15 protein-coding genes and 1 pseudogene are annotated in these 22131 nt (G+C 26.4%); 14 read left to right on the top strand and 2 right to left on the bottom strand.

Features of this window, described 5'->3' with window-relative positions; genetic code table 11:
• Positions 1 to 307: 307 nt before the first annotated feature.
• The 8 genes from purB to KQY27_RS05915 all read left to right on the top strand — a co-directional run bounded on the left by purB (position 308) and on the right by KQY27_RS05915 (position 8231).
• Positions 308 to 1657, top strand: a complete 1350-nt coding sequence (gene purB / locus KQY27_RS05950; protein ID WP_224425654.1) for an adenylosuccinate lyase — start codon at positions 308 to 310, stop codon at positions 1655 to 1657.
• A 604-nt stretch (positions 1658 to 2261) separates the two neighbouring features.
• Positions 2262 to 3362 (top strand): ABC transporter permease, encoded by a 1101-nt coding sequence (locus KQY27_RS05945; RefSeq protein ID WP_224425653.1) that lies wholly within the window; start codon positions 2262 to 2264, stop codon positions 3360 to 3362.
• A gap of 32 nt (positions 3363 to 3394) precedes the next feature.
• On the top strand, positions 3395 to 4084 hold the full coding sequence (locus KQY27_RS05940) for an ABC transporter ATP-binding protein (RefSeq protein ID WP_224425652.1): 690 nt from the start codon (positions 3395 to 3397) through the stop codon (positions 4082 to 4084).
• A 170-nt stretch (positions 4085 to 4254) separates the two neighbouring features.
• Entirely contained in the window at positions 4255 to 5082 is an 828-nt protein-coding gene (uppP, locus tag KQY27_RS05935; protein ID WP_224425651.1) for an undecaprenyl-diphosphatase UppP, read from the top strand.
• Between the two features lie 204 nt (positions 5083 to 5286).
• Positions 5287 to 5943 carry a DedA family protein gene (locus KQY27_RS05930; RefSeq protein ID WP_224425650.1) on the top strand — a complete coding sequence of 219 codons (657 nt, stop codon included), beginning with the start codon at positions 5287 to 5289 and terminating at the stop codon, positions 5941 to 5943.
• Positions 5944 to 6081: 138 nt separating this feature from the next.
• Positions 6082 to 6276, top strand: coding sequence for a helix-turn-helix transcriptional regulator (locus KQY27_RS05925; protein WP_224425649.1), 195 nt, complete (start codon positions 6082 to 6084; stop codon positions 6274 to 6276).
• A gap of 76 nt (positions 6277 to 6352) precedes the next feature.
• Entirely contained in the window at positions 6353 to 7108 is a 756-nt protein-coding gene (locus KQY27_RS05920) for a DUF4013 domain-containing protein (RefSeq protein WP_224425648.1), read from the top strand.
• Between the two features lie 280 nt (positions 7109 to 7388).
• Positions 7389 to 8231: a pirin family protein gene (locus KQY27_RS05915; RefSeq protein ID WP_224425647.1), complete on the top strand. Its 843-nt coding sequence runs from the start codon at positions 7389 to 7391 to the stop codon at positions 8229 to 8231.
• On the opposite strand, the gene KQY27_RS05910 is transcribed toward KQY27_RS05915, so the two are convergent.
• Positions 8224 to 9009, bottom strand: a complete 786-nt coding sequence (locus KQY27_RS05910) for an EFR1 family ferrodoxin (RefSeq protein WP_224425646.1) — start codon at positions 9007 to 9009, stop codon at positions 8224 to 8226. The two genes, KQY27_RS05915 and KQY27_RS05910, sit on opposite strands and share 8 nt — an antisense overlap.
• Before the next feature lie 170 nt (positions 9010 to 9179).
• Here KQY27_RS05910 and KQY27_RS05905 point away from each other — a divergent pair, with 170 nt between their 5' ends.
• The 3 genes from KQY27_RS05905 (at position 9180) to KQY27_RS05895 (ending at position 11925) form a co-directional block, all read left to right on the top strand.
• Positions 9180 to 9848 carry a DUF998 domain-containing protein gene (locus KQY27_RS05905; RefSeq protein WP_224425645.1) on the top strand — a complete coding sequence of 223 codons (669 nt, stop codon included), beginning with the start codon at positions 9180 to 9182 and terminating at the stop codon, positions 9846 to 9848.
• Positions 9849 to 9933: 85 nt separating this feature from the next.
• Positions 9934 to 10191, top strand: a complete 258-nt coding sequence (locus tag KQY27_RS05900) for a hypothetical protein (RefSeq protein WP_224425644.1) — start codon at positions 9934 to 9936, stop codon at positions 10189 to 10191.
• A 549-nt stretch (positions 10192 to 10740) separates the two neighbouring features.
• Positions 10741 to 11925 carry a potassium/proton antiporter gene (locus KQY27_RS05895; protein ID WP_224425643.1) on the top strand — a complete coding sequence of 395 codons (1185 nt, stop codon included), beginning with the start codon at positions 10741 to 10743 and terminating at the stop codon, positions 11923 to 11925.
• Positions 11926 to 12231: 306 nt separating this feature from the next.
• On the opposite strand, the gene KQY27_RS05890 is transcribed toward KQY27_RS05895, so the two are convergent.
• Positions 12232 to 12396 (bottom strand): preprotein translocase subunit Sec61beta, encoded by a 165-nt coding sequence (locus KQY27_RS05890; protein ID WP_224425642.1) that lies wholly within the window; start codon positions 12394 to 12396, stop codon positions 12232 to 12234.
• Between the two features lie 669 nt (positions 12397 to 13065).
• Here KQY27_RS05890 and polC point away from each other — a divergent pair.
• The 3 genes and pseudogenes from polC to KQY27_RS05875 all read left to right on the top strand — a co-directional run.
• On the top strand, positions 13066 to 16596 hold the full coding sequence (polC, locus tag KQY27_RS05885; protein WP_224425703.1) for a DNA polymerase II large subunit: 3531 nt from the start codon (positions 13066 to 13068) through the stop codon (positions 16594 to 16596).
• Between the two features lie 931 nt (positions 16597 to 17527).
• Positions 17528 to 19843 (top strand): anaerobic ribonucleoside-triphosphate reductase, encoded by a 2316-nt coding sequence (gene nrdD / locus KQY27_RS05880; RefSeq protein ID WP_224425641.1) that lies wholly within the window; start codon positions 17528 to 17530, stop codon positions 19841 to 19843.
• A gap of 1774 nt (positions 19844 to 21617) precedes the next feature.
• Positions 21618 to 22131: pseudogene (locus KQY27_RS05875) on the top strand (hypothetical protein); the annotation flags it as partial.

Genomic DNA, 22131 nt, shown 5'->3' with positions numbered 1-22131 from the left:
TCAATTTTATTAAATTTTTTAAATTTATTAATTTATTACATTATTTATTCACTAATTTATATTTTATATTTATATTACATTATTTAGATTCTTTTTTTTATTAAATTTTTTTAAATAAAATATATTTATAAGTGATTTTAGTCAATATATAATTATTATAAAATAATATAAAATACTGTAAATACTGATGTAGTTTATTAATAATGTGTTATTATAGCTATTATTTAATAAATTTATTATAAGTTTAATAGTTTATAATTGATTATAGTTGATTAAATTAATAAAATTAATTAAGGAGAATTTTAAAATGGCTATTCATCCTATTGAATTTAGATATGGGACTCCAGAGATGAAAAATATCTGGGAGTCTGAAAATAAATTGCAAAAAATGTTAGATGTTGAATCTGCATTATCACAAGCAGAAGCTGAACTTGGAATAATACCAAAAGAAGTAGCTGATGAGATAAAAAGGAAAGCAAACACTAAATTTGTAAAGTTAGAGCGAGTAAATCAAATTGAAAGAGAAACTAATCATGATATAGCTGCTCTTGTTAAAGGGCTCGGAGAACAATGTGAGGGTGATGCAGGTGAATATGTTCATTTTGGTGCTACATCTAATGATATAGTTGACAGTTCCCAATCTCTTCTATTTAAAGAATCTATTGATGTTCTTGAAGAAAAAGTAGAGCGTTTAGCTAAAATAATATTAAAATTAGCTGATGAAAATAAAGATCTTGTTTGTATAGGCCGGACTCATGGACAACATGCTCTTCCAACTACTTATGGAATGAAATTTGCACTTTGGGCAGATGAACTTAAAAGGCAATTTGATCGTCTTGAAATATCAAAGAAAAATCTTTGTGTATCTATGATGGATGGAGCTGTTGGAACTACAGCTGCTCTCGGTGAGATTGGATGGGATGTTCATAAAAAGGTAGCTGAAATCCTTAATCTTCCACCTGCAACCATAACTAATCAAGTTGTTCAAAGGGATAATCATGCTGAGTTTATGATGGTCATGGCTAATATAGCTACTACTCTTGATAAAATAGCTCTTGAAATAAGAAATCTTCAACGTACTGAAATTATGGAAGTTGGAGAATATTTTGATCCAGAAAAACAAGTAGGTAGTAGTACAATGCCTCATAAAATGAATCCAATTACTGCTGAAAGAATATGTGGTGTAGCTCGCGTAGTTAGGTCTTATGTTGTAGCAGCAATGGAAAATAATCCGTTATGGCACGAACGTGATCTTACTAATTCTTCTTGTGAGAGAATTATATTCCCAGAAGCTTGTATTCTAACTGATTATATTCTTAATCTCACAATAAAGTTAATGAGTAACCTTGTTTTCTATGAAGATAATATTGAAAGAAATCTTAACTTAACCAATGGATTAATTATGGCTGAACGTCTTATGGCAGAGTTAACAAGAGCAGGTATGGGAAAACAAACTGCATATGGTATTGTAAGGGAATGTGCTATAAAAGCTAACAAAAGTAATGAACCACTTGCAGAAGTTATATTAAGTAAAGATGAAGTAAAAGAATTTTTAACAGAAGAAGATGTTGAAAAAATAATGAATCCTCATACTTATATAGGTTCTTCCCAAAAAATAATCGATGGTGTTTTAGAATCATCTAAAAATTGGTTTTAATATTATTAAACACATTAAAACCTTTATTTTTTATTTATAGGTTTTTATTTTATCTAAAAATTCCTATTTTATTTTTTTAAATTTAATTATAATTTTTCTTTTTTATTTTTATTTATTCTTATTTTCTTTAATTTTTAATTTATTTTCTTTTTATTTTTTATTTTTAAAATCATTGATATATCAATTATTGATATTTCAACTAATTTGGAATTAATTATTTGTTTTTTATTTATATTTATTTTTCACTTTTTAATTTTATTTTTTATTCTATCCTATTTTAATTTATATCTCTTAATTTATTTTATTTTTATAAATAATAATTTTAATACAATATTCATGAAAAATAATTAATTATTTTATGTTATTTATTGTTTATCTATTTTTTATGTATATTTTTAAATTTAAATTTAGAAAATTTTCATCAAAACATTTATATATGTTGTAAGCTATACCTTACAATTGTAAGACATACCTTACAAAATTCGTATATATTTTACAAATTTCACATATTCTTTACATTCTGGCCAGAGTTGTAATAAATTGAAAAATTGAAAAATAAAATATAAAAGATTAACAATTTTATTAAAAATAATGGGATGTAAATATGTCATTTTTAAAATTAATACTAAAAAATCCATTTAGAAATAGAAGTAGGGCTATACTTTCTATTTTGGGAATTGGAATTGGAATAATAACTATAGTTGCACTTGGAGCAATTACAAATGGTTTAGTAGAAAGTGCTGAAAGTACACTTCATGTTGGTGGAACAGATTTTATTGTAATGAGTCCAGATGGAACAGAATCGATTGATTCTGAATGGAATTCAAAAATAAAAAATATTTCGGGGGTTGCTTCTGCAACTTCAGTTTACAATGCTGCTTTGCCCATAGAAGGATCTGGATATCTGTCTTTGCAAGGTAGGGATCCTAGTACAGTAAATGAGCTAAAACTTAAAATTATCAATGGAACAAACTTTAAAAATAACTCTAATGAAATAATCATTGGTAAAATTGCAATGGAAAGATTCAATAAAACTGTAAATGATACTATCACTACTAATGGAGAAAAATGGAAGATTGTAGGAGTTTTTGAAAGTGGAGATCCTAATGTAGACACAGAATCATTTGGATCATTAACTAATGTTCAAAAATTCATGGATGATGAAGATAAAATCAGCGGTTTATATGTTAAAGTTGCAAAAGGTGCAGATGTTGAAAAAATAACTAAAAATATCGAGAATAAATATGATAAAAATATAAGTGCTGTTTCATCAATTTCAGATATGGAATCAAGTAAAGATATACTTGACATGTTGAATGGTGCAAAATGGGGTATTTCTCTTTTAGCTATTTTAGTTGGAGGAATTGGAATCATTAATACTATGATAATGTCTGTTTATGAAAGAACTAGGGAGATTGGTGTTTTGAAATCAGTTGGTTGGAGTGGTAGAAGAATTATTGGAATGATTGTAGGAGAATCTATTGTAATAACATTGATAGCTGGAATAATTGGTTCACTAGTTGGTGTTATAATAGTTGAACTGATTGCAGCTAGTGGAATGTTAGATGGAATGACTCCAATATTATCAATCAATATATTCTTAGAAGCGATTCTAATATCTCTAATAGTTGGAATAGTTGGAGGATTATATCCTGCGATTAGAGCTAGTAAACTTCCTCCTACAGAAGCTTTAAGATATGAATAATTTTTTAAGATGTTAATAAATGAGGTTATAATATGAATGATATTGTTACTATCGATAATTTAAAAAAAAGTTATGAAGAAGGCCGTATTAAATCTTTAAATGGAGTAGATTTAAATATAAAAGAAGGAGAATTTGTTTCAATAATTGGTCCATCTGGATCTGGAAAATCCACATTACTTAACATGATTGGATCGTTAGATATAGCTGATGAAGGAAAAATAAATGTAGCTGGATATAATCTAATGAATAGTAAAAATAAGAAATTAAACCATTTTAGATCTAATAAAATTGGTTTTATTTTTCAGTTGCATAATTTAATTCCTAATCTTTCTGTAGTGGAAAATATTGAAATTCCAATGTTTACAACTGGATTATCTAATCGAGAAAGAAGGGATAGGGCTTGCCATCTTCTTAATCTTGTTGATTTAGCTGATAAAGCTTATTTAAAACCAACAAAATTATCTGGTGGTGAAAGGCAAAGAGTAGCTATTGCAAGATCTTTAGCTAATAAACCTTCAATAATTCTTGCAGATGAACCAACTGGATCTCTTGATTCTAAAAATAGTAAAAAAATCATGAATTTACTGATAAATCTTCATAAAAAATCTAATGTAACTTTAATCATAGTTACTCATGATCTAGAGGTAGCTAAATTAGCTGATAGATCTTTTGAAGTTTTAGATGGGAAAATAATTAATATTAATTCTTTTAATACTACTTAATTGATTAAATTAATTACTAATAATTAATTACTAATAATTAATTATTAATATTAATTAATAATAATTACTATTAATTATTATTGATTTTTGTTAATTATTTTAATTATTTTAGTTATTTTAATTATAATTAATTATTATTATATTAATCATGTTAACTAAAGGTGTTTTTTATGGATATTTTACAAGCAATTATTGTTGGGATTGTGCAGGGTTTAACAGAGTTTTTACCTGTAAGTAGCTCTGCTCATCTTATTTTTGCTCAGGAATTGTTAGGTATTAATCAACCAGGTTTGGCTTTTGATGTTCTACTTCATTTGGGAACTTTGTTTGCTGTAGTTTGTTATTTTTTTAAAGATATAGTGGAAATGATAAAGGCATTCTTTTCAAGTATTACTGATATTTTCAGAGGAAGATTTAAGCAGGAGTTTAAGAGTAATCAGTATAAAAAATTATCTTGGATGGTTCTTATTGGTACTATACCTGCAGGAATTATAGGTTTAGCTTTTGATTCTCAGATTGAAGCTGCTTTTAGTTCTATAACTATTCCAGCGTTTTTCCTTCTAGTCACTGGTGTGCTTTTATATGTTTCTCAAAGATTGAATGTTGGTCATAAAAATATTAGGGGTTCTGGTCTTAAAGAAGCTATTATTATGGGAATTGGACAAGCATTTGCTATTATTCCTGGGCTTTCACGTTCAGGAACTACTATTTCAACTGGATTACTCATGGGCCTTGATAAGGAGTTCGCTGCTAAATTTAGCTTTCTTTTAGCTATTCCAGCTATTTTGGGTGCATGTGTAACTCAATTAGATAACATCGGAGTAGGCTTAGATATTAATTTCTTGCCTTATGTTTTAGGATTTTTAGCTGCACTTATTTCAGGTTACTTAGCTATAAGTATACTTTTAAAATTAATCAGAGAAAGAAGTTTAGACATATTTGCATTTTACTGTTGGATAGTAGGAATAATAGTATTGGTATATTCCTTTTTATTATAGTGAATATGGATAATAGGTATATATGATTGTAGAACTATATACAAATAGTAAAAATATAATTTATTGTTAAATAAGGTATTATTAACTATACGATGTGTTATTGACATTTGATATAAATTATATAATGGGGATATAGGAATTATGTTGGAATTATATTAGAATTATATCTGAATTATAGTTTGATTTCAAATTATCGGTGGAAAAATGGATTTTACACATCAAGTTATTGACATTGTTTTAAATTTAGATACTTATTTGGGTTATATAATAAATTTATTTGGATTGTGGACTTATGCAATATTATTCGCAGTTATATTTGCTGAAACTGGAATAATAGTTGTTGCATTTTTTCCAGGAGATTCATTATTATTTGTAATAGGTGCTTTGTCTGCAGGAGGTCATTTAAACTTATTATTTTCCGTAGTTTTATTATCAATAGCTGCAATTTTAGGAGATACTGTTAATTATTATATTGGAAAATATATTGGGCCAAAAATTTTCTCTAAAGAAGATTCAAAACTTTTTAATAAGAAACATTTGATAGAAGCTCATAAGTTTTATGAAAAATATGGTGGTAAAACAATTATATTGGCTAGATTTATACCAGTTATAAGAGTATTCGCTCCTTTTATTGCAGGAATTGGTACAATGCCATACAAAAAATTTTTATTGTATAATATGATTGGAGGAGTTCTTTGGGTATTATCTGCTACCTTAATGGGCTACTTCTTTGGAAATATTCCGATAGTAAAAGACAATTTTTCATTAGTGGTATTAGGCATAGTACTTATATCAGCTGTACCAATTATAATAAATGAATTAATACGAAATTATAAAAAAGGAAAAAATAAAAATAAATAAGTATATATTTATTAAAAATATCATTTGATAATTAAAACATTTAGTGATTTGCAGATAGCTAGTATTTTAATAATTAATATTATATTTCATGTTTCACATTTGCGTAGCGATTTAAGTGTTTTTAGGTTGTTTAAAGTCATGAAAACAAAGATAAAATATATTAGGCATGAATTAGGAATGAGTCAGGACGATTTGGCTAAAAAATCAAATGTTAGTCGTCAAACTATCAGTGCTCTTGAAAACGGCAAATATAATCCTTCTTTAGCTTTAGCTAACAAAATTACTAAAATATTAGGATGTAAACATATTGAGGATGTTTTTATTCTTGATTAATTTGAATAATTACTGATTTAAACAATTAATATATTTAAACAATTAATGTTGATTAAGAAAATATAAAGGTTTTATTATGTTATTAGAAATTTTTAAAGATTCAATAGAATATGCTTATAAAGACCCTAGGTCTATTCTCAAATTTGGTATTTTGTTATTGCTAAGTATATTTATTATCCCTATATTTTTTGTAACAGGCTATTATTATAGAATAACTGAAATAGGTCTTAAAGGAACTATAAATGGTGAAGATCCTTTGCCTAAATTTGAAAAATTGAGTAAGATGTTTGTTCAAGGATTTAAAGTATTATTAGTGAGATTTATATATTTAATTCCTGGAACTCTAGTATATTTAATTCCTCATAAAACTCCATATGGGATGGTTTCTATGCCAAGCATTCCATTTTTATCTATTGAATTTGGCATTCTCTCATTATCAGCTATTTTATGGATAGTATTTTATCTATTCTCATCAGTAGCTATAACAAATATGATAAATAACAATGGATCATTAAGATCTGCTTTCGAATTTAAAGAAATAATAGATATTATTAACTCTATTGGAATTTTAAGATATATAAAATTCTATTTTGGATGTATAATTTTAGCTATTGGGATATTGGGGGCTGTTTTTGGGATTATATTGTTAATAACAGGAGTTATATTATTTGTAATATGGGCTGGAACAAGTTTTAACTCTCTATTGTATGTTTTTGGAGGTTTCATTGGTGGATTATTCTCTTTTATTGCATTATTATTCTTAATTCCATTTTTCTTAGCTTTTGAAGGTAGAGCAATAGCTTTACTTTATAATATGAGGGAAATAGATTAAATTTCCCTAGAATTTTCTATTTTCTCTTTATTTTCTTATTTCTCTATTATTCTTTTATTATTCTTTTATTATTTATTTCTCAATTATTTTTTTTATTTTTTATTATTTTATTTCTTTTTTTATTATTTTGTTTTCGATGTGTATTATTCCTTTTATTCCTTTTATTCCTTTTTATTCCTTTTTATTAAAATATTGAATTAATATATAAAAATCCAAAATTTTAATATCTATTAGTTATATAAATACTAACAGATCATTGATATTATATCGGAGGGATATGGTGAAAATAAGGAATGTGCTTAAAACAGTAAAAGGACATCCAACTATTGATGGTGCAGGAGTTCATTTAATAAGGGTTCTTGGACCTGATAATGTTCGTGATATTGACCCTTTTTTAATGCTTGATGCATTTGATAGTAGAAACCCTGAAGATTACATTCGTGGATTTCCAATGCATCCTCACAGAGGAATTGAAACAATTACTTATCTAATTAAAGGTGAAATAATTCACAAGGATAGTCTTGGAAATGGTGGAACAATTCATGAAGGTCAGTCTCAATGGATGACAGCTGGAAGAGGTATTCTCCATGAAGAAATGCCTCAAGGGACAGAATGGCTATTTGGTCTTCAAATATGGTTAAATCTTCCTAAAGAAGATAAAATGGCAGAACCTCATTATTTTGATATTGATCAAGATATGATTAAATCTATAAACCTTCCAAATGAAGAAGGAGTTGTTAAAATTATATCTGGTAGCTTTGATTCTGTAAAAGGTGTTGATACAAGACATATTCAAGCTACTATTCTTGATATTAGTTTAAATTCTGGTGCTGAAATTGAAATTCCACTGGATTCTGAAAATAACCTATTTATTTATATATTTGATGGTGAAGGTTACTTTGGAGAAAAAAAAGATATTATTGTTGGAAATAAGACTGTAGCTATTTTTGATGAAGGGGATTCATTTAAAGCTAGAGCTAGTGCTAATGGTTTAAGATTCATGTTATTCGCAGCCAAACCTCTTAATGAACCTATTGCATGGGGAGGGCCTATTGTAATGAATGCTGATGAAGAATTAGATGAAGCATTTAGAGAACTTCAATTAGGTACTTTTATTAAATAAATAATTCTGGGTCTTTTCTTTTTGAAAAGTTATCTTCTAGCATTTTTGCTATTTTAAGTATATTTTCATCAGCATTAAATTTTGCATTTTCAGGACATATCTTTATACATTCACAGCAAAGAATACATTTAGCAGTATCTGTTTCTTTGGGATTAGTCTTGCTTATTGCATTTGTTGGACAAGTTTCTGTACAATCCATACATTCTGTACAATTATCATTAGTTGATGGTGCCACTTGTGGAAGTTCTCCTCTTTCTTTGTAAGGATAGTTCCCTTTAACTTCAATGCTTTCTATGGCATTATTGCCAATATCTTCAAGTTTAACAGCTATTGAATCTCCAAAAGCTCTTGCTTCTTCTAAATCTTTTTCATCTGGTCGTCCAGTAGCTACTTTCTCTGTAAATGAATGTTCTCCGATGAATGCTCCTGCTGCAATTACTTCAAATCCATTTTCATCTAAAATGTTTCTCATTTCTAGAAGTGCATCATCATAATCTCTGTTTCCATATATAGCTAAAATAATAGCTTTTGTCATATTTCCTTTTAAATTATGAATATATTCTTCTACTATTTCAGGAATTCGTCCTGCATAAACAGGTAATCCTAATATAAGGACGTCATTATTTGAAAATTTTGGAACTTCATTTCGATCATCATTTTTTGTTATATTAATAGATTCTAATGATGTTTTCAGTTTCATAGCTATTTTACGTGCTATAGTCATAGTTACTTTTTCACTAGTCCTTGTTGGACTAAAATACATAGCTTTTATTTTCATTTCACATTCCTCTTATTTTTTAATTTATTTTATTATTTTTAACCGATTTTTTAAATAAAGAAACAATTTAATATAAGATTAATATAAATATATAATCTATTTATAAAAATGCACTATTATATTATATTATATCATAATTTCTAATAAAATGTTTTCTTGAAGGTATGATTATGTCTAATAAAAATATTAAATTTAATTCGAGTAATAGATGGTTAATATTATGTGGAACAATTGGAGGCTTAATTTTTACATTTTCATGGATTGTTCAAGAAGCTTTTAGGCCTCAATATAATCCTATGATGGTCCCTATTAGTTCTTTAGCTATTGGTTCTCTTGGATGGATACAATCAATTACTTTTTTAATAACTGGGACTTTGTTAGTTTTATTTGCATATGGTTTATGGAAAACAAGTAAAAATGAATATAAGGGAGTTTCAAAATGGGGGCCAATTCTTATCTTAATTTGTGGCATTGGTTTAATTGGTGCCGGTTGTTTTACTACAGATCCTATGAATGGCTATCCAGAAGAAACACCTATTGTTAGTGATAGTCCAACTTTTAATAGTATTATGCATCAGTTATTTTCATCATTTTTGTTCTTTGGACTACCTATGGCATGTTTTGTATTTGGTAACTATTTTGCACATAAAAAAGAATTGAAATGGCTTCTTTATTCGTTTTTAACAGGTATTATCTTTTTAATAATGTTTTTAATAACTAGTATGGGATTTTCACAAGTTGGAGGGCTCCAATTTTACGCGGGATTATTACAGAGAATTACACTCACGATTGGATTCTTATGGATAATTTTACTTTCTATTTATTTCTTTAAAAAGTAGTAATTTTTTGAATTTGAAGATAAACCATTATTTTTATTATTTTTATTTGTTAAGAGTTTTTAGAAGTATATTATTTGGAGTAACTATGATAACTAAAGAAAAATTATTAAATATTTTTGAAATTATAATGGAAGAAGAAGTAGTTAATGGTTTAAAATCTGAATTGAATCAAGAAGATGACATTTTTTCATTTGTTTTTGAAGAATCTCATTTTATTTTTGTTAATAATGTAACTATTGCCTTTAATAAAATAAATATCGATGAAGATAATATTCATTTTTATTTTGATAATGAAGCAATTGCTGGAATAGCTATCCTTAACATTGAAAATATTTCTAATTAAACCTGTTTTTAATTTTTATTAATTATTATTTATTTATTATAGTTTTTATTATAATTTTTAATTTAGATAGTATTTTAAAGTATTTTTAGATTTACTAATTAATGATGAATAATGATAAAAAAATTTAAATAATAAAAAATATAGATGTTATAAATAGTAATATTGAATAAATACCAAATGGATATTATTAATGTTTTAATATGTTTTAATACATATTTTTAATATAATTTTATAGGAATAAATTGCTAATAACTGTTAATAATCAATTTTGGTTAATATATGCTTATTTTAATATTAAATTATAATACTGAATAATAGATTAAATATATGGTTTAAGGAATTAATTTAATAATTAATCTAATAATTAAATATTTTGCTCAAATAAATAATTATTAAATAATTTTTTAAATTTAAATACAAGATAATCAATAAAAAATCAGTAAATAATTAGTAAATAAACTATAAATAAAGTATAAAAATAATCAAATAAACTATATTAAATAAAACAAATTCAGATAACTAGGTATGAATTTTTATTAGGGACGAAAAATGATTGAAATACAAGTGATATTATTAGCTATAGGGGTTTTACTTTTAGCTGGTGTATTATTAAGTAAATTATCTTCTTTTATTGGTGTCCCCACCCTCATTGTTTTTTTATTGCTTGGACTTTTTTTCAATGGTAGTGCATTATTCACACCCTCTATTGATAGCTATACGGTTATTCAAGATATAAGTATATTTGCTTTGATTATTATAATGTTTTCAGGCGGATTAGACACAGATACTAGAAAAATGAGGCCAATAGCTTCAAAAGGGATATCTCTTGCTACAGTTGGAGTTCTTTTAACTGCCATAGTCACTGGATTACTAATTCATTATCTAATAGGGCTTGATTTCATTTTATCATTCCTTATTGGATCTATTATTTCATCTACTGATGCTGCGGCTGTATTTTCAATATTTAAATCAAGTAAAATAAAATTAAAAAATAATTTAGCTGAACTTCTTGAACTTGAAAGTGCATCTAATGATCCAATGGCATATATTCTCACAACTTCATTTATTTATTTAATGATTCATCCTACTACTTCTATATCAGGAATAATATTCACATTTATACAATCTTTGGTCTTAGGAGCAATATTTGGTTTTGTTTCAGGTAAATTATCTACTAAATTAATTGAAAATGTTAATTTAGATGTTAAAGGTCTTTATCCTGTTTTATTAGTAGCTTTAGCTGTTTTAACATTTGCAGTTCCTGAATTAGTTGGAGGAAATGGATTTTTAGCTGTTTATATATCTGGACTTCTTGTTGGTAATGCTAAACCTCCATATAAATCTGATGAAGTCTCTTTCTTCGATGGTTTAGCTTGGCTTATGCAAGTTATCATGTTTTTAGTTTTAGGTCTTTTTATAATGCCAAATGAGCTTCTTGAAACAGCAGGAATTAGCTTAACAATAGCTGTAGCTTTAATTTTTGTTTCAAGACCTTTTGCCGTATTTGTTTCACTGATCCCATTTAAAACATCTTTAAAAGAAAAATTATTTTTATCTTGGACAGGAATAAAAGGAGCTGTACCAATTGTTTTTGCTACTTATCCATTAGTAGCTGGTATTCCACAGGCGTCAATGATTTTTAGTGTAGTTTTTTTTATAACGATAATTTCAGTAGTTTTACAAGGCGGAACAATCCAATATATAGCTAAAAAATTGAATTTAATACTGCGTTGATACTTAAAATATAATAAAAATTACATTAGATATACATTAAAATATTAATTAAATATACAATAAATATGCATTTGATAAAGTTTGATAAATTGTGATATAATTAGATGTTTAGATACATTAGGTTGTTGTATAATTCATATAAAATTAGCTAATGATACTTAGATATTTAGATATTTAAAAATTAGAAAAATAAAAACAAATCAAATAATATATAATATTTACTTAATTTGAGTGTTAATTTGAATGATTATGTGTATAATAGTTATATAAAAGTTTTAAAAAAATTATTATTATATTTCATCTAGTTTAAACAGATGAAAAGTTTAGTATGAGACAGAATACTCCTAAAATTATTGTGAAAATCACTACTGTTTCTGGAGAAAGTTTTGGTCCAGTACTTTCTTCATTGAAGTATCGTACTAATCCAGCTCCTGTCGGAGGAAGCGCATTTCCTTTATCTTTTTTTGCCATTTTATCACCGAAATAATTTGTATAATATTTAAAAATTAATATTCATGCTTTTAATATTAATATCTTTTAATATTAATATAATTATAAAATATAAAATTTATATTATTATATAATAGTAATATGAACATTATGTTATTTCTTGTATTTATACTTGAGTATCTTTAAATTATTATACTTTTATAATTTAAATTTTTATAAATTTATAATTTTTATATTAATTTTATATAAATTTTTAATATATTATATTAAAATTTAATGTATCGTTTTTATAATTTTTATAATTTTTGGCTTGATTATTATTTATTATAAGTTTATTTAAATTAATATAATCTTTAAAATGATCATTGAATATAATTAAATATCATTAAACACAATTAAAAGGTCTTAATATCTCTAATATAAGAATTTTTAATATATTTAATATAATTCAGAATAATTATTATTCTTATATTCAATTTTAATACTATATACTATTTTTATACTACCCTTAATAATAAATACTAGTTATAACAAAGGATTATTAACCGAAATCAATTTTACAAAACTGTATCAATATTGCTTTTTCTTTGTAATATTGGGTTGATGATTATTTTTGACGATTATAGCTAAATTAATTATTTTATGAAGGATGTATTAGATAAGATGGATGATTCTGAAAATACTATAAAAATGGATTATTTTGAAGATTTAGAAAAGAAAACACACGAACTTTATGCTATAGCTAATGAAGCTCGTTCTAAAGGGCTTGATGTTGAAACAGAAACTGAAATTCCATTAGCAAAAGATTTAGCTGAGAGAGTTGAAGGGCTTGTTGGCCCAAAAGGCGTAGCTAAACGGATGAAAGAGCTTGAAGAAGAAAATCCAGATTGGTCTCGTGAACAAATAGCTTTTGAAATAGCTGCTGAAATTTCTTCTCAAGACATTGATAAAGATGAATCTAATAATAGAAACAAAAAAGGAAAAGAAAAAAAGGTATATGAATCATTTGGTGAAACTTTTGAATCAAAAAGAGAGCAAATTGCAGATCAAGCACTTCGGACTGCTTTAGCTATTCTAACAGAGGGTGTTGTAGCTGCACCAATAGAAGGCATTGCAAAAGTAAGAATTAAAAAGAATTTTGATGGAACAGAATACCTTGCAGTTTATTTTGCAGGCCCTATTAGAAGTGCAGGTGGAACTGCCGCGGCTCTTGCAGTTCTTTTGGGAGATAAGATTAAGTTAGCTACTAATCTTAGTGATTATAAACCAATAGAAGCTGAAATAGAACGTTATGTTGAAGAAGTAGAATTATATGAATCTGAAGTTACAAATTTACAATACTCTCCAAAACCCGAAGAAGTACGTCTTGCAGCTAATAATATTTCTGTAGAAGTGACTGGGGAGCAAACTGATCAAGTTGAAGTATCTCACAGGGATCTTGAACGTGTAGAAACAAATAATATTCGTGGCGGAGCATTATTGGCTATGGTTGAAGGAATTATTCAAAAATCTGCAAAAGTTATAAAATATTCCAAAACCCTTAATCTCCCTGGATGGGAATGGTTAGAAGGCTATTCTAAAGAATCAAAAAAATCAAAAGATATAAAACAGGAAAATGATAAAAAAACTGGAGAAACAGAAGATTCTGGTATAAAAAGTGAAGAAAAAAATCAAAATAAAGAAGAAAAATCAAAACATGAAGCTGCAAAAGAAAGTGCAAAATATATCCAAGATATTATTGGGGGTAGGCCTGTTTTAGGTTATCCTTCAGAAAAAGGAGGTTTCAGACTTCGTTATGGAAGAAGTAGGAACACTGGACTTGCTGCTATGGGAGTTAATCCAGGAACTATGCAACTTCTTGAATTTTTAGCTGTTGGAACTCAACTTAAAATTGAAAGACCTGGAAAAGGAAATTGCGTTGTTCCCGTAGATTCTATTGAAGGGCCTATTGTAAAATTAAAAAATGGTGATGTAGTTAAAATTAGGTCTGTAAAGGAAGCAAAAACTGTTAAAGGACAAATAGCTGAAATTTTATTTTTAGGTGATATGCTTGTTGCTTTTGGTGAATTTTTAAGAAATAACCAATCTTTACTTCCTTCTGCTTGGTGTGAAGAATGGTGGATTGAAAATATTAAAAATTCAAGTAATTTTGATGATAATGGTCCAATTTTAGATTCAAATCCTGATATTACTTTAGAAAAACTTGGAAAATTAGAATCAATTGAAGATAGCTATATTTCAGCTGAAAATGCTTTTGAAATTTCTAAAAAATATGGTGTTCCTTTACATCCTCTTTATACTTATTGTTATAATGATATCTCTTTAAAAGATTTAAATTCTCTTATTAAATGGATAAATAAATTTAAAAATACTTTTAGAGATAATTCTAAAAATAATAAAGAAGATTTTAAATTAGATTTATCCTATGAAAAACGTATACTAGAAGTTATTGGTGTACCTCACAAAGTAGAGGGCAGAATAGACAAAAATGATGATGTTAAAATTATCATCAATTATGATGATGCTTATGCATTGCTTCAAACATTATCTCAAGAATTTGATAATGAAATTTTAAACTCAAATTTAACTTCAATTGAGGCATTGAATAAGATTTCACCAGTTAAAATCATGAATAAAGCTCCAGTATATATTGGAACTCGTGTAGGTCGTCCTGAAAAATCTAAAGAAAGGCTTATGAGGCCAGCTCCTCATGTCTTATTCCCTATTGGTAATGCTGGAGGTAATAGGCGACTTGTAGCTGAAGCAGCTAAAAAAGGTAAAATAGCTGTTGAACTTTCAAGAAGAATTTGTACAAATCCTCAATGTCAACTTAGCTCATTCCAATCTTTGTGTCCCCACTGTGGTTCTCTTACTGAAATAGGATCTCCAGGTCGTAAAAATATAAATCTTTCTGGAATGCTTAGAAAAGCTTCAGATAATGTGGGTGTTAGAAAAGTAGATGAAATTAAAGGTGTAGTTGGAATGATTTCAGAATCTAAACTTCCTGAACCTCTTGAAAAAGGAGTTTTGAGAGCTAAAAATGAAGTTTTTACATTTAAAGATGCTACTATTCGGCATGATTCAACTGATCTTCCTTTAACTCATTTTATTCCGAAAGAAATTGGTATCACTGTAGAAAAGCTATTAGAAATGGGATATGAAAAAGATGCTTATGGAAATCCAATTGAAAATGAAGATCAGATTATAGAACTTAAAGTACAAGATATTGTTATATCTAATAATTGTGGTGAATATTTAGTTAATGTAGCTAATTTTGTGGATGATCTTCTTGATAAGTTTTATTCTATGGATAGATTTTACAATGTAACTAATAAAGAGGATCTTATTGGCCATTTAATTGTTGGTCTTGCTCCACATACATCTGCTGGGGTTTTAGGACGTATTGTTGGCTTCACAAGTGCATTAGCTTGTTATGCTCATCCTTATTTCCATTCAGCAAAAAGGAGAAATTGTGATAGTGATGAAGATTCTGTTATGCTTCTTCTCGATTCCTTGATTAATTTTTCAAAATCATATCTTCCTAGCACTCGTGGAGGAAGTATGGATGCTCCATTAGTTTTATCTTCAAGAATTGATCCTGAAGAAATTGATGATGAATCTCACAATATTGATGTTTTACCTAACTTTTCACAAAGCTTTTTTGAAAGGACTTATAAAGGTGAAAAACCTTCTGATGCTTTAGATCTAGTGGACAATGTTTCAATGCATCTTGGAACTCAAAAACAATATGAAGATTTAATGTTTTCCCATAATACTTCAAATATTCATTCTGGTCCTCATATCTGCCTTTATAAGACATTACCTTCAATGAAAGAAAAAGTTGAGTCTCAAATTGAACTAGCTGAAAAAATAAGGGCAGTTGATCAAAGAGGAGTTGTTGAAGGAGTACTTAGCTCTCATTTCCTTCCAGACATAATGGGTAATGTAAGAGCATTTTCAAAACAGAAAGTTAGATGTACTTCTTGTGGTTCTAAATATAGGCGCATGCCATTAACTGGTAAGTGTAGATGTGGCTCAAATTTAGTTTTAAGTGTTTCAAAAGGTTCGGTCACAAAATATCTAGAAATTTCTAGAGATTTAGTAGCTAGATATCCAATAAATCATTATTTAGTTCAAAGACTTGAAATTCAAGAATTTGGTATTGATTCATTATTTGAAAGTGATAAATCTAAACAGAGTTCACTGGATATTTTCCTTTAAGTTTGAATCTTAATTATAAATTAAAAATAATATTAAAACAATATTTTTTATTTAATTTTTATTTTTATCATTTTATTTTTATCATTTTAATTTAGTATAAATCATTTAGAATTAATATCATTTTTCACTTTATTTTTTTATAAATGTTAATTAATTTCATTTGAAAATTTTTGTTGATATTAATCATGAATAAGTTTTTATTAATGTTATTAATTGTTTATTTTATATAAAATTGTATTTCATTAGATTTGAAAAGATAACATATTATATTTTCTTTCTATTTTTTTCTAATAATGTGTGATATTTTTATATTTTGTTTAATTTATTTTATTAATCTCTAATTTTTGATTATTTGAATTAATAATGTTAAATATTAATAAAATTCAATTTTATATATTAAATTAGGAAATTATATAAATGATAATTTACATATAAATTCTTAGTGAATTATGAATTCTCTACTAGGAATTTCATAGGGTTAATATATAGATTCTCATCTAAGTATCAATTTTTATAATATTAATTACTTTTGTTAGATACGATACGAATGATTTATATATTAGTTAATAGATATATAATTGTTATATTCATATTATTCACATGTAAAGAGAATGTTTTATCTAAGAATATTAAATTTTGATTTAAATATTCTCAGATTTATTAATATTGGATATCAATATTATTGGATATCAGTAATCAGGTAACCAATATCAAATAACAGTCAAATATTAGCTATATTAAATAATAAATATATTTAAATAGTATATTTACAAGAAAAATTTAAAATACAATATAAAAAACTCACTTAAACATACTTTATTGATATTTACATTTACTTTATATAGCATTGCAATTTCATTAAATTTAATAAATAAATTGTTATGCTATGAACACTTTTGTGAGATTTTGGTATTGTTTTAGGGTGTTAACAATGCAAAATGAGACAAAAATAGCAGATAATTTGTCAAATCAAGTTAAAGTCTGCGTTAAAAAAAATAACGGAATTATGGAGAGATTTAGCTATGAAAAATTAGTTAAATCTTTAGTTATGGTTGAAGCTCCGTACTTCGAATCTGATAAGATTATTTCTGATGTTGTTTCTTCTGTTTATGATGGAATATCAACTAAACAAATAAAAAAAATTGTTTATGATTCATTATCAGAAATCGATGAAGAAACAGCAAACAAATACTTAGCTGCTACCACACTTAAAGTTAGAACTTCAAGAGATAAGATTGAGTCTTTTGATTTAGCTAAAATTGCTAATACACTTGTTCAAGAAACAGGTGCTTCTCAAGAAACTGCTTTTGAAATTGCTTCTCAGGTTTGGAAAGAGCTTAAAAAGCTTAATGTAGAGTATCTTACTGCTCCAATGATTAGGGAGATAGTAAATACGAAACTTGTTGAGCATGGATTAGAAGACTTAAGAAGCAAATATACTCGTCTCGGTATTCCTGTTTTCAATATTACGTCTCTCATTGAAAATGGATCTCGTGATAATGCTAACATGATTCACAATCCAGAAAGTGTTCATAAATATGTAGCTGATGAAGCTTTAAAACAATATGCATTATTGCACATGCTTCCATCAGACTTAGCTGATGCACATATGTCTGGAGATATACACATTCATGACCTTGAATTCTTTGCTGGAAGGCCATTAAACTGTATGCAACATGATATTCGTACTTTTATTAAATATGGTCTTAAAGTAGATGGTACTGGAGATCATACTTCAGTAGCTGGTGCTCCTAACCATATTGAAACTTTAATGAACCATACTGGTGAAATAATGCTTGCAGCACAGCAAAATATGTCTGGAGGACAAGGAATGTCTCTTTGGAATGTTTTTGTTGCTCCATTTGCAAGAGGTTTACCTTATGATAAAGTTAAACAAGCTGTACAAATGTTAGTATACAATCTTAACATGGCTTATGCAGCAAGAGGTTCTCAGGTTCCATTTACAAGCATGAACCTAGAATTCGGAGTACCAAAGTTTCTCCAGGATGTGGAAGCTTATGGGCCTAAAGGGCAAGCTGTAGGAACTTATGGTGACTTTGAAGATGAAACTAGAATGCTTCAAAGAGCATTTACTGAAACATTACTTGAAGGTGATGCAGATGGAAAACCTCATCTTTTCCCAAATACTATTTATACACTTAGAAAAGAATCATTAAGTAGTGAATATGAAGAAGATTTAATGAAAGTTCATGAACTTTCAGCAAAATATGGTTCAGCTTACTTTGCTAATATGTTACCTGATTATAGAGGTAATATGGCTAATTATATGGGATGTAGGACTTGCCTTCAGGATAATTGGACTGGAGATTGGGATACAGACTGTTTAAGAACTGGTAATCTTGCTTATATAACTTTAAATTTCCCAAGAATAGCTTATCAATCTCATGATGAATCTGAAGTATTTGAATATATTGATTCTTACATGGATTTAGGTATTAAAGCATTAAACATCAGAAGGGAACAAGGATTAAATTGTTTAAATAATTATAATTTATTGCCTTTCCTTAATCAAGATGTTGAAGATGATACTTATTATAGAATAGAAAATTCAACTATGTCTTTTGGTTTTGTAGGTCTTAATGAGATGCTTATGTCTTTATTTGGAGCTGGAATTGATGATCCTAACTCTAATAAATTTGGTATTAAAGTATTAGAATACATTAATAAAAGAGCCCAAGAACTTAAAAAGGAAACTGGTCTTAGATGGACAATATTACAAACTCCTGCGGAGTCAACTGCATATAGGTTTGCAACTCTTGACAAAGAAAAATTCCCAGACCGTGTCATTACTCAAGGAGAAGCTGGAGCTAACTATTACACTAACTCTTCACATGTACCAGTTAATTCTAATGCATCACTTATTGAAAAAATTAAAATTGAAGAACCATACCATCCTTTAACTGGTGGAGGTCATATTTTCCATGCATTTATGGGAGAATCATATTCAGATCCAGAAGCTTTAATGAGTTTAACTAATAAAATAGCTAGAAAATCAGATATTGGTTTCTGGGCATATAGTTCTGCTTTAAGTTTCTGTATTAAATGTAAAACTCTTATGAAAGGTTTAAATGATCAATGTCCAACATGTGGTGAACAAGACGATGTCGAATGGTATGACAGAATCACTGGTTATGTCCAACAAGTCGGCCGAGCTAAATCCTCATCTGGTGGATGGAATGCTGGTAAGAGACAAGAACTTAATGATAGAAAACGGTTTGAAAAATAGTTAAAATTATCATTTATTAACTATATTTAAATTGAATTTTATTTTTATTTTATTTCATTCTTATTTCATTCTTATTCTATTCTTATTCTATTCTTATTTTATTCTTATTTATTTCTATTTTTGCATTGAATAATTTAATTTGTATTTAATTAATTAAATTATAATTTATTCAACAGATAATTTGTCTAAATAATGCAAATGGCTTTAAGGATAAATTCAATTCACGAAAAATATTTTTTGAAAAAACTATAAATGATTTTTATATGAAAAGTTAACAAATATGATAAAATCGAAAAAATCCTTATTAAATATTTTTAATGGAATAATCAATGAATTATCATTTTCATGACAATTGATTAAAGCAATAAATACTAACAATTTCAAATATTAAGTAATAAACTTGTATCAATGGATTTATTTTTAAAATTTAGGCGGAATTATGTTGAAGTATTATAGTAATGATAATGGAGATTATTTGTATATTTATTTTAATATCTTTATTAGGATATATTTTAGTGTAAATAGGTTCTAATTGATTTATAAATAAGGAAAATTTGAAGTGTATAGTATAATTTGTATTTTTTAACAGATTAACATTATTTAAAATTTCAAAGTACTATAAAGCTGGTATATTTAAAAAAATATTTATTTATATCAGTTATATTATTATTATTCTTTTTAAATCTTTTAAATTAGTTAATATGGTTAGATAATCATTATTTTTTCTGTATTTTTATATTTATCATATATGGTTATACGTTTTTTATATAGAAATATTTATATATACCAATTAATAAATTTCGATTAACATAAAATTATTATGTTGATAGATAAAAATTATTACATTAAGGATATATGCCATTTATGTCTATTTGGGGGATTTTTTCTTGCTTGGTGGTATTTTTTATACAGGGGGAATAATTTCTTATTATCTTTTTAAGGTAATTGTATATTTTTGATTTTATAATTGTAATGATATTTTTTCTTTACTTCATTAATGCGGATTTTAATGTAGTAATTGTCAGGAAAAATATCTGATATTTTATGAAAGTGGGGGTAATTTTTTTTAAAAATTATATAGAAAATATTGAATAGTTAATAAAAAATAATAACTTTTTAAGGGGTATTATTTTTAAGTAATATTTATAAAATTGCAAAAAGAATGTTAAAAAGTGTATTTTATATACTATAATTCTTTTATTTTGTTAAATAATGTTTTATTGATGGGGGTGAATTATTAGATTGTCTGTAATTTATAGTTTTTATAATCATAATTTTGTTAATAATGTTTTTTCATTAATTAAATGAATGTTATCTAATTTTTTTAGAGTAATTTTCATCTGATTAATAGAAAAAATTAAAGAGTTTCTTTTCAATGATTTCTCGAATGAATGGTCGTTTTATATAAAATTATCTTTTTTGGCGAGTTGTTATTGTAGAATCTAATGATATTATTAATAAAGATGCTTTTAAATGATTTGAAATTTCTATAGATAATCTAATCAATTTTTTCACTATTTTATAATAATTTGTTAATCATAATGATATAGGTGGAAAGTTTCATTGATTTTATATAAATGAATTAAATAGATATTGTATTTTAAACCTCTGAATTCTTTTTAATGGGTTAAATGCATATTTTATCTTTATTTATATTGATTCTTTATAATCTTTCATTTTTCTGTCTATATGTTTTATAATAAGAATAATTTTTCATAAAAAATATTTCATATTTTTATAATATTTAGTGTTGAATATTAGGGGGATATAAATTTTGAAGTTTGGGGATGATTTAATTAGTTTGAGGTTTTTGAGGAATGTCTTTTTAGTTGTCGTTGTTTTAGTAGTGGTTTGTTCTATGCAGGGTGTTTTTGCAGTTGATACTACTATTAATCCAGGTAATGGAACGATAAATGATGGTTTAAGTTCTTTAGATAATGGTGGTACTCTTAATCTTGATTCGGGAAATTATAGTGGGACGGGAAATTCCAATATAACGATTGATAAGAATGTTACTATAAAAGGTAGTAATAGTTCTAATACGATAATTTTTGGTAATGGTAATGATCCAGTTTTTATTGTTGAAGATGGTAATACATTAACTTTAATTAATCTCACTATTTTTAGTAATTATTTGAACAGGGGTAATGATTCTGCTGTTTATGGTGGAATGGTTCATATTTCTAATGGTTCCATTGTAGGCCAAGGAAATCTTGTTTTCAGTAATTCTGTTTTTATTAATGATGAAAATGATATTAATTTAACTGTTAATGCATCTTCTCATTATT

Source organism: Methanobrevibacter sp. TMH8 (genome assembly GCF_020148105.1).
Classification (GTDB): domain Archaea; phylum Methanobacteriota; class Methanobacteria; order Methanobacteriales; family Methanobacteriaceae; genus Methanobinarius.
The sequence above is the reverse complement of the archived record's forward strand: the minus strand, read 5'-3'. Positions and strand labels throughout refer to the sequence as shown.

Bases quoted from the DNA above. Each gene is read 5' to 3' on its own strand.
- KQY27_RS05945 (WP_224425653.1), top strand. From the start codon at position 2,262: ATGTCATTTTTAAAATTAATACTAAAAAATCCATTTAGAAATAGAAGT.
- polC (WP_224425703.1), top strand. From the start codon at position 13,066: ATGGATTATTTTGAAGATTTAGAAAAGAAAACACACGAACTTTATGCT.
- nrdD (WP_224425641.1), top strand. From the start codon at position 17,528: ATGCAAAATGAGACAAAAATAGCAGATAATTTGTCAAATCAAGTTAAA.
- KQY27_RS05920 (WP_224425648.1), top strand. From the start codon at position 6,353: ATGTTATTAGAAATTTTTAAAGATTCAATAGAATATGCTTATAAAGAC.
- uppP (WP_224425651.1), top strand. From the start codon at position 4,255: ATGGATATTTTACAAGCAATTATTGTTGGGATTGTGCAGGGTTTAACA.
- KQY27_RS05925 (WP_224425649.1), top strand. From the start codon at position 6,082: ATGAAAACAAAGATAAAATATATTAGGCATGAATTAGGAATGAGTCAG.
- KQY27_RS05930 (WP_224425650.1), top strand. From the start codon at position 5,287: ATGGATTTTACACATCAAGTTATTGACATTGTTTTAAATTTAGATACT.
- purB (WP_224425654.1), top strand. From the start codon at position 308: ATGGCTATTCATCCTATTGAATTTAGATATGGGACTCCAGAGATGAAA.
- KQY27_RS05940 (WP_224425652.1), top strand. From the start codon at position 3,395: ATGAATGATATTGTTACTATCGATAATTTAAAAAAAAGTTATGAAGAA.
- KQY27_RS05895 (WP_224425643.1), top strand. From the start codon at position 10,741: ATGATTGAAATACAAGTGATATTATTAGCTATAGGGGTTTTACTTTTA.
- KQY27_RS05890 (WP_224425642.1), bottom strand. From the start codon at position 12,396: ATGGCAAAAAAAGATAAAGGAAATGCGCTTCCTCCGACAGGAGCTGGA.
- KQY27_RS05905 (WP_224425645.1), top strand. From the start codon at position 9,180: ATGTCTAATAAAAATATTAAATTTAATTCGAGTAATAGATGGTTAATA.
- KQY27_RS05910 (WP_224425646.1), bottom strand. From the start codon at position 9,009: ATGAAAATAAAAGCTATGTATTTTAGTCCAACAAGGACTAGTGAAAAA.
- KQY27_RS05900 (WP_224425644.1), top strand. From the start codon at position 9,934: ATGATAACTAAAGAAAAATTATTAAATATTTTTGAAATTATAATGGAA.